The following is a 12,659-nucleotide window of genomic DNA, read 5'->3' on the forward strand; positions in this document are numbered from 1 at the left end:
AAAGTGGAGTACATATATCCTGTTGTTGTTGTACTTATTATAGCTACCGTAGCGTATCCGCTGCGGTGCGCACCGGCACACATACCTGAAGGAGGTCACAATGTCGGATGACCTTCTCGGTCCAGCCGGGCAAGCCACGCGGATATGGTCGGACACGCTGCGTCTGCTCAAGCAGAATCCCACGCTGTCGCCGCGCGACAAGAGCTGGCTTGAAGGAGTCGTACCGGAAGCGGTATATGGCACGACCATCGTATTGTGCGTAAGCAACATGGCCACGCAGCAAGCGTTGCAGAATGAACTCAATGCGCCGCTGCTCAACGCTTTGAAAATCATATCCGGAAACGACATGTTCCCGGCGTTCAAAATCGTGGCTCCTCAGGTGTCCCAACCGGAACCGCAGCCGCCGGAATACCGGCATCCCGATACTGCGGCGAAACCGAGCGAACCGTTCCCTGCGAATCCGTCGCCGACCGTCGCCGATCTGGCTCAGGAATCCTACATGCCCAACAGCATGCAGGCAATCTCCTCCATCGATTCGATTTCCGCGGAAATGACGGAGGCGAATCAGCAACCAGGCGCCACGGCTCCTCGAATACCCGGCGAGCCGAGTTTTCCGGTACGGCAGCAGAAGGTGATGCGCGATCCGGAAACCCATCTGAACAAAAACTCGACGTTCGACACGTTCGTTCCCGGTGATTCCAACCGTTTCGCACGCACTGTCGCGCTTGCGGTCGCCGAGGGAACCGGGCAGGAATTCAACCCGTTGTGTATCTACGGCGGATCGGGACTGGGCAAGACCCACCTGCTCAACGCCATCGGCAACTATGCATTGGTCAAGGATCCCACGCTCAAGGTTCGATACGTCAACAGCGAGGAATTCACCAACGAATTCATCGAGGCACTGCAGACCCCGGCCCAGAGCCAGAACCGCATCGCAGAATTCAACCGCCGATACCGCGAGGTCGACGTGTTGCTCATCGACGACATCCAGTTCCTCGGCGGCAAGGAAGCGACCCTCGAACAGTTCTTCCACACGTTCAACGCGCTGCATCAGGCCAACAAGCGTATCGTCATCGCGTCCGATGTCGCGCCCAAGAACCTCAAGGGCTTCGAGGCACGACTCATCTCGCGTTTCGACTCCGGACTCACCGTCGATGTCAAGCCGCCTGATCTTGAGACCCGCATCGCTATTTTGCGCATGATGGCTTCGATGAACGGCACTTCGACACCGAATGACGTGCTGAATCTGATCGCGGAGCGCTTCACCGAGAACATCCGCGAGCTGGAAGGCGCCCTGATTCGCGTGAGCGCGGTGGCATCGCTGAGCAGTCAGCCGGTGACCCGCGCGCTTGCCGAGCAGACGCTGCAGGACTTCTTCACCACCGACGTGGAAATCAAGCCGACCGACATCATCGGGCAGACGGCGAAGTACTTCCATCTGACATTCGACGACATCGTCGGGCGCGCGCGAACGAAAAACATCGCGCTGGCCCGTCAGGTCGCCATGTATCTTGCCCGTGAGATGACCAGCATGAGCCTGGTCGATATCGGCGAAGTGTTCGGCGGCCGCGATCACACCACGGTCATGCACGCGTATACCCGCGTCAGCGATGATATGCAGGAAAAGCCTGAAATTTACAACTACGTGACCGAGCTGACCGCGCGCCTCAAGCAGCGCGGCAATGAGTGACGACAGTCGTTTTCTCTCGGCTGTGCAATGGTCCCGTCTGGCACGATCGCGCTGAGACACCAAAAAACGCCTTTTTTCGTCGCTGTGCGTGATTCTGCTGGATGAAGGCCTGATTCATCACCGTCGACAGGACCTATCAGACTCAAATAATATAGACATACATATTTAATCTGTACAATAAAACAGGCGCAACACGCCGAACGATCTGCTGCTTGAAGGAAAAGTTATCCACATGCTTATTCACAAATGTGGGTAGAGCCTGCGGATAACTTGTGGACTACTACACATTTTTTGTGGATGAGCAGTGGATTAATCCACAGAAAATGTGGACAATCAAAACAGTTCGCCGAAAATGTGGATAACTCGGTACTTATGCACATTTTGTCCGGAAAGTTATCCACATAATCTGTGGGTTACTCAGCCCATATAAACACAAGGATTCGCGCAGTTATCCACACTATCCACAGGGCTTATTACTACGACTATCTTATTTCTCTTTCGATAACCGTCGTGATGATAACTCACTTCGCGCATGAGAAAAACAATCCGAACATGACCCGCTAGAATGTTGCCAAGCACATCGTGAAATGAGGGAACCCATGAAAGTAGAAATCGATTCCGCGGCTCTCGCCGACGCCGTAGCCTGGACGACCCGCGTCATCGACGCCCGACCGGCGAGCCCCATCCTTGCAGGTATCCAGCTCGAAGCCATCGACGGCACCCTTCAACTGTCCGCGTTCAATTACGAGATTTCCGCACGTCACCACATCGAAGCCGGTATCGACGAACCCGGAACCGCACTGGTACTCGGCAAACTCCTCGCCGACATCACCAAGTCACTGCCTGCCGAAAAGACCTACCTGTCGACTGACGGCTCCACCATGACCATCAACTCGGGCAAGTCCACGTTCACCATGCAGCTCATGCCCGATGCCGAATACCCGGATCTGCCGGTCGTGCCGGCAAAGCTCGGCCAGGTTGACGCACCCACGTTCATCCAGGCCGTAACCCAGGCCAGCGTCGCGGTCTCCCGCGAGGAGAACCGCCCGGTGCTGACCGGCGTGCGCATGCAGTTCGACGGCGACAAAGTCACCATGACCTCGACCGACCGTTTCCGCCTGTCCCGCGCCACGTTCACCTGGACGCCGCAGAACATCGACACCTCTACGACCACACTGGTGCGCGGATCCCTGCTGCGCGACGTCGCCCGCGCACTTGACGATCACCAGAACGTCGTCATCGATTTCGACGCCGACAACCCCACGCTGCTCGGTTTCGAGAACGCCGGACGCGTCTCGACGTCCCAGCTGATCGACGGCGAATTCCCTGCGGTCGACCGCCTGTTCGCCGACGAATACCCGATTCAGGCCGTCATTGACAAGCAGCTGCTGATCGCCGCCATCAAGCGCGTCGCGCTGGTCGCCGAACGCAACGCCCCGATCCGCATGGTGTTCTCCGGCCAGGAAGTCACCCTGTCCGCCGGCGCCGTGGACGAAGCCCAGGCGCAGGAAATGCTGGACATCGACATGGACGGCGAAGACATCACCGTCGCGTTCAACCCGTCCTACCTGATCGAAGGCCTGAGCGCCATCACTGAGCCGTTCGTGCGCATGAAGATGACCACGGCCGTCAAGCCCGTCGAATTCAACGGCCAGCAGGAGGCGGACAGCGACGAATCGATGGATTACCGCTATCTGCTCGTCCCGATGCGTTTCAACAGCTGAGCCCGACGGCTGAACACTGGAATCCGAATCGAATCGCCGGCACCGCCGAAACACACGGTGCCGGCGATGACATGACAGGAGCCCGTCTTGTACATTTCGCGTCTTGCGCTTGACCATTACCGGTCATGGAACCATTGCGTGCTCGACCTCACGCCGGGCATCAACATCCTGCAGGGGGCGAACGGGCTTGGGAAAACCAACATCGTCGAAGCGATAGAAGTGCTGTCCACGGGCCTGAGCCATCGCACATCCAGCTCGGTTCCGCTGGTGCAGCGCGGCGAACATGCAGCGACGATCCGGGCCAATATCGAATCCGTGACGGATCCGGAGCCCGCTGATGATGGCGTCAATACCAGCGCTGATGCCGTGGATATCTCGGACATGAAACCGGTCCGGCAGACACAGACCACCACCCTTGAGGCCACGATTGCGGCACGCGGCGCCAACCGCGCCCGCATCAACGGCGGGCAGTCGCGGTATCTGCGGGAGATTCTCGGCACGCTGCCGACCGTGAGCTTCACCCCGGAGGATCAGCAGCTTGTGGCGGGCGACCCCGCCGTGCGCCGCTCGTTCATCAACCAGGTCGCCTCGCTGCTGATTCCCGGATATGCGAACCGGTTGCAATCATTCACGCACGTCGCCAAGCAACGGGCGGCACTGCTCAAACAGCTCGGTCAATGGCAGCGTGCAGGATCCCCGATTGACGCCGCGCTCAGCGGGCTGGAGATCTGGACCGGACAGTTCATCGAGGCGGGAGTCGCGCTCAGCCGCGACAGGCAGCGCATCATCGCGGAACTGAACAAGTTGTTCGGCCCGCTGTATGCCAGATTGGCCGGTGTGGCGGGCGACTTGCCGTCCAATGCGGAAATTCAGGATGCCGCGCAGGATGGTGGTGAGCAGGCAGCGGTCGAATACGTGCCGTCATTCGACGAGATCCTTGGAACACAGGCGCCCGAACCGTTGATAAGCCAGCATTTCCAGCGCATCTATCCCGGCGAGGTGTCTCGCGGCGTCAATCTGATCGGCCCGCAACGAGATGACCTGTTGGTGACGCTCAATGGCATGCCGGCTAGGGAATTCGCCTCCAACGGCGAGATGTGGACGTTGGCCCTGGCATTGAAGATGGCACAATACCGGGCCCTTTGCGAGTATTTCGACACCAGGCCGGTGGTGATTCTCGACGATGTGTTCGCTCAGCTCGACGAATCGCGCCGCACCGAGATCCTGCGTTTTGCCGCGGCTCAGGATCAGGTACTGATCACCGCGGCCGCGGAAAGCGATATTCCGATACTGCCGGCGAATGAGTCGGCAGAATCCGGCGAGATACCGGTGAACCGCATCGCAGTGGCCGATCTCAAACGGCGCGACGAAGCGGATGCCGAGAGGGCCGGCGAACAATGACCGAACCCCGCAAGCCGAATACGCCGGGCGGGCCGGGGGCACCGAGCAGGCCCGACAAGCCGGGCAGCGCGGTCAAGCCGGGCAATGTGCACGATTCGCACGAGCCGATTTGCGCGACCCTGCATCTCGACCAGCGCAAACTGCCCGCCACGGTGTTCGAGCACATCGCCAAGATGGCGGGAGGAAGGCGTCAGCGGATGATTGACGCCGAGGCCGCATGGGAGAACTTCGGCAAGCCGGGCCGCGACCCGAGCACCTTGGGCAGCGTAACGGCGCTGATTGCGAATAACGGTCATTGGATACCGTATCTGAAAATCGCGCAGCTGCGCAATCACTGGGATCAGGTGGTCGGACCGGTCATCGCCCAGCATTCGCAGGTCATCGGGCTGCGCGACGGAGTCATGACCATCCGTGCTGATTCCGCGGCTTGGGCCACCCAGCTCACCTACCTGATTCCGCAGCTGGAACGTACCATCAAGGAGCGCCTGCAGGGGTTGGACGTCCACAAGATCCAGGTAACAGGCCCCCGTGCCGCGACATTTCGCGGCTCAAGGATGAAGAGGCGCTAAATTCGCTCAGAGAGCCAAAGTCCCCGTAGACGGGTAGGATTGGCGGATAATAGGTTCAGCGCTTAGAAACCCCCGTTATTCGCGTTTTAGAGCGTATCGCCCGCAGAACAACCTTTCATGACGAAAGAATATGCAGGAAGGAAACCGTTAGTGGCAGTTCTTGAATCGGATTCCGAACATGAATCCCGTGACGAGTCCGGCATGCCTGAGCAGGCTCCGGGCAGCGGTCTGACGGCGAGCAGCGCCGAGCAGCATGACCGCGAGGTCGATGAAGCCATCGCCCAGGACGAGCTCGATGACGCCCAGCTTGACGACACCTTATCGCCCGACCATTATGATGCCAGCGACCTGAAGGTGCTGGAAGGCCTTGAGGCGGTGCGCATCCGCCCGGGCATGTACATCGGCTCCACCGGCCCGCGCGGTCTGCACCACCTGGTCTACGAGATCGTCGACAACTCCGTCGACGAGGCACTGGCCGGCTACGCCACGCATATCGAAGTGACGATCCTGCCGGACAACGGCATCCGCGTCGTTGACGACGGTCGAGGCATCCCGGTCGACGAAGTTCCCGGCGAAGGCGTCTCCGGCGTCGAGACCGTGATGACCAAGCTGCACGCCGGCGGTAAATTCGGCGGCGGCGGATACGCGGTGTCCGGCGGCCTTCACGGTGTCGGCATCTCCGTGGTCAACGCGCTGTCGACGCGAGTCGATATCGAAGTGCGGCGCCAGGGATTCCACTGGACCCAGACATACGTCAACCAACATCCGACGGCCCGCCTCGCCAAGGGCGCCCCGATGGCCGAGGATGAGTCGACCGGCACTTCCGTGACGTTCTGGCCCGATGCGGCGATCTTCGAAAGCACGGTATACGACTTCGAGACGCTGCGCTCCCGCTTCCAGCAGATGGCGTTCCTGAACAAGGGACTGAAGATTTCACTCACCGACCTGCGCGAGCCGGATCTGGCCGGCGACGAAGTGGCCGGCGATGACGATTCCACCGAGCCGAAGCACCAGAGCGTGACTTACCAGTACATGAACGGCATCAAGGATTATGTCTCGTACCTGGTCAAGTCCCGCAAGGCCACTCCCGTCGAGGAGGATGTCATCGATTTCGAGGCCGAAGACCTCAAGATCGGCATCTCGGCCGAGGTCGCGATGCAGTGGACCACCGCGTATTCCGAGGCTGTGCACACGTTCGCGAACACGATCTCCACCACAGAAGGCGGCACGCACGAAGAAGGCTTCCGTGCAGCGCTGACCTCGCTGGTGAACCGGTATGCGCGAGACAAGAACATCCTCAAGGAGAAGGATGACAACCTCTCCGGCGACGATGTGCGCGAAGGCCTGACCGCCGTCGTGTCCGTCAAGCTGACCACTCCTCAGTTCGAAGGGCAGACGAAGACCAAGCTCGGCAACTCCGAGGCGAAGACCTTCGTGCAGCGCGTGATGACCGACAAGCTCGGCGACTGGTTCGACGCGCACCCCGCAGAGGCCAAGAACATCATCCAGAAGGCCATCGAAGCCTCCCGCGCCCGCATCGCGGCGAAGAAAGCCCGTGAGAACACCCGGCGCAAGTCGATTTTCGAGTCGGCCGGCATGCCCGACAAGCTCAAGGACTGCCAGTCCAGCAACCCCGAAGAGTGCGAGCTGTTCATCGTCGAGGGTGATTCGGCAGGCGGCTCCGCCATTCAAGGGCGAAACCCGGAAACGCAGGCCATCCTGCCGCTTCGAGGCAAGATTCTCAACACCGAACGCGCCTCCATCGACCGCATGATGAAGTCCGACACCATCGAGTCGCTGATCACCGCGGTCGGTGGCGGCTATGGCGAGGAATTCGACGTGAGCAAGGTGCGCTACCACAAGGTCATCATCATGGCCGATGCAGATGTGGACGGTGCCCATATCGCCACGCTGAACCTGACGCTGTTCTTCCGTTACATGCGACCGATGATCACCGCAGGATACGTGTATGTGGCCATGCCTCCGCTGTACCGTCTCAAGTGGACGCGCGGCGATCATGATTACGTGTACACCGACCGCGAACGCGACGAGAAACTCGCCCAGGGCAAGGCCGCAGGCCGGCAGCTGCCCAAGGGCGAAGGCATCCAGCGCTACAAGGGTCTGGGCGAGATGACCTACCAGGAGCTGTGGGAGACCACCATGGATCCTGAGCACCGCATCCTGAAGCAGATTCACATCGAGGATGCCGCGGCAGCGGACGAGACCTTCTCGATGCTGATGGGCGACGACGTGGAACCGCGCCGTCTTTTCATCCAACGCAATGCCAAGGATGTGCGTTTCATCGACGCTTAAGGCTCTAATCCAAGCCCCGCCGGCGGGGGTCAGCGCAGCTGACTGGGGGGGTGGTCCCGATCCACCCGATGACAGCGACAGAAACGACGCCCAACATACGGTCGAACAGATTTTAACCAAAGGACAACCAAGTGGCAGACGAAAACAGCAACGGCACCGACCTGCCGGAGCAGAACGACGAGCGTGCCGAACACTCGATGGAGCCCATCAGCCCTCAGGCCAACGAACAGTTGGTCCTCGACGACAATCGTGTGGCCCACACCGACATCCAGAAGGAGATGCGTCAGTCGTACCTCGACTATGCCATCTCCGTCATCGTCGAACGAGCCCTTCCGGATGTGCGCGACGGCATGAAGCCGGTGCACCGCCGCATCGTGTACGCGATGTATGACGGCGGCTACCGTCCTGATCGCGGCTATTCCAAGTGCGCCCGACCCGTCGCCGACGTGATGGGCAACTACCACCCACACGGCGACGCCGCGATCTACGATTCGCTGGTGCGCATGGCCCAGCCGTGGTCGATGCGATACACGCTGGTCGACGGGCAGGGCAACTTCGGCTCGGCCGGTGACGACCCGCCCGCAGCCATGCGTTACACCGAGTGCCGCATGATGCCGCTTGCGATGGAAATGGTGCGAGACATCGACAAGGACACCGTCGACTTCGTGCCCAACTACGATGGCCGTACGCAGGAACCCACCGTGTTGCCCGCGCGCTTCCCGAACCTGCTGGCCAACGGCTCGTCCGGCATCGCCGTCGGCATGGCGACCAACATTCCGCCGCACAACATGCGCGAGCTGGCGGAAGGCGTGCATTGGACGCTCGATCATCCCGAAGCGAGCCATGAAGAGCTGCTGAACGCACTCATCGGCATCATCAAGGGACCGGACTTCCCGACCGGCGCCACGATCCTCGGCCACAAGGGCATCGAGCAGGCGTACCGCACCGGCCGCGGCCTGATTACGATGCGCGCGGTGGTCAACACCGAGGAGATCAAGGGCCGTATGTGCCTGGTGGTCACCGAGCTGCCGTATCAGGTGAATCCCGACCGTCTGGCCGCTTCCATCCGAGAAGGCGTGCGCGACGGCAAGATCCAGGGCATCGCCGACATGCGCGACGAGACGTCGGGCCGTACCGGCCAGCGACTCGTGCTCGTGCTCAAGCGCGACGCCGTGCCGAAGGTCGTGCTCAACAACCTGTACAAGCACTCCCAGCTGCAGCAGACGTTCGGCGCGAACATGCTCGCGCTGGTCGACGGCGTGCCGCGCACGCTGAGCCTCGACGCCTTCATCCGCCATTGGGTGAACCACCAGCTCGAAGTCATCGAACGCCGTACCCGTTACCTCAAGCGCGAGGCCGAGGAACGCGACCACATCCTGCAGGGCCTGCTCAAGGCCATGGACGCCATCGACGAGGTCATCCGCCTCATCCGCTCCAGCCAGGGCCGCGAGGACGCCCGGCCGAAGCTGATGGAGTTCCTTGACATCGATCAGGTGCAGGCCGACGCCATCCTTTCCATGCAGCTGGTTCGACTGGCCAACATGGAACGCCAGAAGATCATCGACGAGCATGAGGAACTCATGCGCAAGATTGCCGACTACAACGACATCCTCGCCAAGCCGGAACGCCAGCGTACGATCGTCGGCGACGAGCTCGACGAGATCGTCGCGAAATACGGTGACGAACGTCGCACGAAGATCCTCCCCTACTCGGGCGAGATGAACGTCGAAGACCTGATCGCCGAGGAGAACGTGGTGGTCACCGTCACGCACTCCGGCTTCATCAAGCGCACCAAGGCCAACGAATATCGCGCACAGCATCGCGGCGGCAAGGGCATCAAGGGCGCCAAGCTGCGTGAGGATGACGTGGTGGATCACTTCTTCCTCACGTCCACGCATAACTGGCTGCTGTTCTTCACCAACAAGGGCCGCGTCTACCGCATCAAGGCGTACGAGCTGCCCGAAGGCTCGCGCGATTCCAAGGGCCAGCACGTGGCGAACCTGCTGCAGTTCGGTCCCGACGAGACGATTCAGACCGTGCTGTCGATTCCGAACTACGAGGTCGCCAAGTATCTGGTGCTTGCCACCCGCACCGGCAAGGTCAAGAAGACCGCGCTGGCCGAGTACGATTCGCCGCGTCAGGGCGGACTCATCGCGGTTCGTCTCGCGGCCGACGAGGAGACCGGCGAGCCCACGGACGAGCTGATCGGCGCCGCGCTGTGCAACGCCGCAGACGACATCATCCTCGTCTCCAAGCAGGGCATGAGCCTCAAGTTCGCGGCGGACAACGACCAGCTGCGTCCGATGGGACGCCAGACCGCCGGCGTGCAGGGCATGAAGTTCCGCGGGGATGACGAACTGCTCGCCATGGACGTGGTTCCGGAGGACTCCAAGCAGGACCTGCTCGTGGTCACCAATGAGGGCTTCGCCAAGCGCACCGCGATCAGCGAATACCGGCTGCAGGGGCGTAACGGCTTCGGCGTCAAGGCGGTACAGCTCGCCGAAGGTCGCGGATCGCTGGTCGGTGCCCTGATCGTAAGCGAAGACGATCAGGTCATGGCGATCATGAAGTCCGGCAAAGTGATCCGTTCCAACGTCACCGAGGTCAAGCGCACCGGCCGCACCACGCAGGGCGTGACGCTCGCTAAGCCCGACAAGGGCGACGAGATTATCTCCATCGCCCGCAACGAGGAAACCGGCGAAGACGAAGTCGAGACGACGGATGATACGGCTGCGGCCGCATCCGCGACCACGTCTCCCGATACGGCCGAAAACACTCCGGATACCACGGATAGCGTCGCATCCGGCAGTGATTCGGGCGCGGCATCTGACGAGAATGTGAACAACACTGATGACGAGGCATAATCGTCTCAGAAAACTGGTAGCCTCGGCTAAGAGTCATCGGGGAACGACAAGGAGCAACGATGAGTGACAACCTCGAACCCGGACGGACCGACATGTTCGTGCCCGGTCCGCATGACAATGCAGAACCGCACGAAGGTGTCCGCGAAAGCGCCCCTCGGGTCGCGCGCTCTATTTCCAACCAGCCGCAGTCGGAGAGCGAGCCGCGCGCCAACAAAACGCGTGCGTCCCTGCGTTCACCGCGCCGTTCGACGCCGCGCGCCCGCCGCATGAACCTGTCGCTGACCCATGTGAACGCATGGTCCGTGGCGAAGGTGACGTTCATGCTGTCAATCGCCGGCGCGATCATCGAAGTGCTTGCCGCCGCCCTGGTCTGGCTGCTGCTTGACGCGGTCGGCGTGTTCGACCAGCTGAACAATATCGTCTCGTCCACCGGTCTGGCCGCCGACAGCCTGAACCTGTCCAGCGTGTTCAGCCTGTCCACGGTACTGTCGGTGGTCACCATTCTGGCGATCGTCGGCGTCGTGCTGGTGACGCTCCTCGCCACCATCATCGCGCTGCTGTACAACGTGATCAGCGCGCTGGTCGGCGGCATACATATCACTCTGGGCGACGACTGATCCAATCGAATCCCTGATACATCCCGTTACGAACCCCGCGGAGGCAACGCCCGCGGGGTTTTTATATCTCATCATCGCCGGCGCAGGAAAAGACTACACCGCCGCTTCATGGAAGCCGTCCGCTCAGGCCTTCAAGGAGGCCAAGGTTCGTGGCGTTGCCGCTGATTGGCGACAGCGCCACATGACCGCGTTGCCGGCGCGGGTTGTCAGCACATGACGACGAATAATGGGTAGTTCCCGATGCTCGGGAGCCCCCATTATGTTGTTGATAGGAAAATCACGCTCTCAAAACTCGCAGATACAGACCATTTTTGTTGAATTCGGCCCTGTATCTGCGAGTTTTGAGAGCGTGAGCTCGCGATAATCAGGCCGTGAATCTCACCGAAGCCCATGTGACCGGTGGTAACGAAACAGTCATCCGACCCTCATCAAGCGCGGCGGATAGCGGCTGCAAGGTGACGCCGTCCGGCTCGTCAGCCGTATTGGTGCGGTAGATATCGTCGCTGGGCAGCATCTGCGAGCTGGTGACGGACAGCCACTCCCCCAGCCTAGGCAACGATGTCAGGTCGATTGTCACATCATGGGCGTTGTGCTCGTCACGGTTGACGAGCAGAATCATGCCTTCGCGAGTCTTTTGGTCCCAAGTGGCCACCGCGACCGTGAAGAGCCGTAAGGCCGGCAGCGGCACCGGTTCCGCATGGGCACAGTACACGGACGAACTCGCCACCGCATCGACCACCGCCGACACGAAGGCGGTGAGCCGCAGTACGTGACCACCACGTTCACCGTGCCCGCCGACGCCGCGCCTGAAGGCGCTCTGTGGCTGAGCTTCTCCGACATGGGCCTCGCCGATGACGCCAACGGCTACATCGACGATGTGGTGCTCGTTCGCTCCGACTCCAAGCCGACGCTGAAGACCACCGCGTTCACGCCGACCGTCGCCGAGGGTGAAACCGCCTCCGCATACGTGGAGCTCGACGGTCAGCCCGCCGCCAAGGAGGTCTCCGCCAACAAGAACGCAACCGTCGACGAAGTGGCCACCGCACTGAAAACCTCACCGCCGCACAGAACGCCCTGGCCGAGAAGCCGAAGCCGGCGACCGTCGAATCGATCAAGGTGGCCGCGAAGCCCGCCAAGACCGAGTACACGGTCGGCGACACGTTCTCCGCCGATGGTCTGAAGGTCGTCAAGGTCATGTCCGACAAGACCGAACCAGGAAAGAAGCCTGGTGCGCAGAAGCCTGCCGGTCAGCAGAACATCTGTCCAAGACCGGTGCCTCGGTGGCTGGCGTGGCCGGTTTGCGTTCCTAAGTGCGCGCCGAAACGACGATCGTGCGCACTTAAGAACGCAAACAGAGCCATTTGCGTTCTTATGTTCGCGCACTTGTCGTTTCGGCGCGCACATAGGAACGCAAACCGGCCGTACCTGCTGCTGTTGCGTTGCTGCGCCGTCACGCCGTTGTGCCGTCACGATGTCGCTGC

10 protein-coding genes are annotated in these 12,659 nt (G+C 61.0%); 9 read left to right on the forward strand and 1 reads right to left on the reverse strand.

From position 1 onward, the window contains the following. Window positions 1–100: 100 nt before the first annotated feature. The 7 genes from dnaA to MMB49_RS00035 all read left to right on the forward strand — a co-directional run bounded on the left by dnaA (window position 101) and on the right by MMB49_RS00035 (window position 11,178). On the forward strand, window positions 101–1,690 hold the full coding sequence (gene dnaA, locus MMB49_RS00005; protein ID WP_047271179.1) for a chromosomal replication initiator protein DnaA: 1,590 nt from the start codon (window positions 101–103) through the stop codon (window positions 1,688–1,690). A gap of 599 nt (window positions 1,691–2,289) precedes the next feature. After that, complete coding sequence (dnaN, locus tag MMB49_RS00010; protein ID WP_003815931.1) at window positions 2,290–3,414, forward strand: DNA polymerase III subunit beta; 1,125 nt, start codon at window positions 2,290–2,292, stop codon at window positions 3,412–3,414. A gap of 87 nt (window positions 3,415–3,501) precedes the next feature. Continuing rightward, the gene (gene recF, locus MMB49_RS00015) at window positions 3,502–4,815 is read left to right on the forward strand and encodes a DNA replication/repair protein RecF (protein WP_047271181.1); all 1,314 of its coding nucleotides are present in this window, start codon (window positions 3,502–3,504) and stop codon (window positions 4,813–4,815) included. Continuing rightward, window positions 4,812–5,384, forward strand: a complete 573-nt coding sequence (locus MMB49_RS00020) for a DUF721 domain-containing protein (RefSeq protein ID WP_003815036.1) — start codon at window positions 4,812–4,814, stop codon at window positions 5,382–5,384. Before recF ends, MMB49_RS00020 begins: the two co-directional genes overlap by 4 nt. Window positions 5,385–5,534: 150 nt before the next feature. Next, window positions 5,535–7,697, forward strand: coding sequence for a DNA topoisomerase (ATP-hydrolyzing) subunit B (gyrB, locus tag MMB49_RS00025; protein WP_003815936.1), 2,163 nt, complete (start codon window positions 5,535–5,537; stop codon window positions 7,695–7,697). Between the two features lie 131 nt (window positions 7,698–7,828). After that, window positions 7,829–10,561, forward strand: coding sequence for a DNA gyrase subunit A (gene gyrA / locus MMB49_RS00030; RefSeq protein ID WP_047271183.1), 2,733 nt, complete (start codon window positions 7,829–7,831; stop codon window positions 10,559–10,561). Between the two features lie 59 nt (window positions 10,562–10,620). After that, on the forward strand, window positions 10,621–11,178 hold the full coding sequence (locus MMB49_RS00035; RefSeq protein WP_003819396.1) for a DUF3566 domain-containing protein: 558 nt from the start codon (window positions 10,621–10,623) through the stop codon (window positions 11,176–11,178). Window positions 11,179–11,542: 364 nt separating this feature from the next. On the opposite strand, the gene MMB49_RS00040 is transcribed toward MMB49_RS00035, so the two are convergent. Continuing rightward, on the reverse strand, window positions 11,543–11,797 hold the full coding sequence (locus MMB49_RS00040; protein WP_041775303.1) for an arabinofuranosidase: 255 nt from the start codon (window positions 11,795–11,797) through the stop codon (window positions 11,543–11,545). Here MMB49_RS00040 and MMB49_RS00045 point away from each other — a divergent pair. Together MMB49_RS00045 and MMB49_RS00050 are read left to right on the forward strand one after the other, a co-directional pair. Continuing rightward, on the forward strand, window positions 11,796–11,951 hold the full coding sequence (locus MMB49_RS00045) for a hypothetical protein (RefSeq protein ID WP_155403136.1): 156 nt from the start codon (window positions 11,796–11,798) through the stop codon (window positions 11,949–11,951). The two genes, MMB49_RS00040 and MMB49_RS00045, sit on opposite strands and share 2 nt — an antisense overlap. Continuing rightward, a complete protein-coding gene (locus tag MMB49_RS00050; protein ID WP_013362839.1) occupies window positions 11,948–12,358 on the forward strand; it encodes a hypothetical protein in 411 nt (136 codons plus the stop codon). Before MMB49_RS00045 ends, MMB49_RS00050 begins: the two co-directional genes overlap by 4 nt. The last annotated feature ends 301 nt before the right edge of the window (window positions 12,359–12,659 follow it).

Origin of the sequence: Bifidobacterium sp. SKU (genome assembly GCF_026016405.1) — a bacterium.
Taxonomy (GTDB): Bacteria; Actinomycetota; Actinomycetes; order Actinomycetales; family Bifidobacteriaceae; genus Bifidobacterium; species Bifidobacterium bifidum.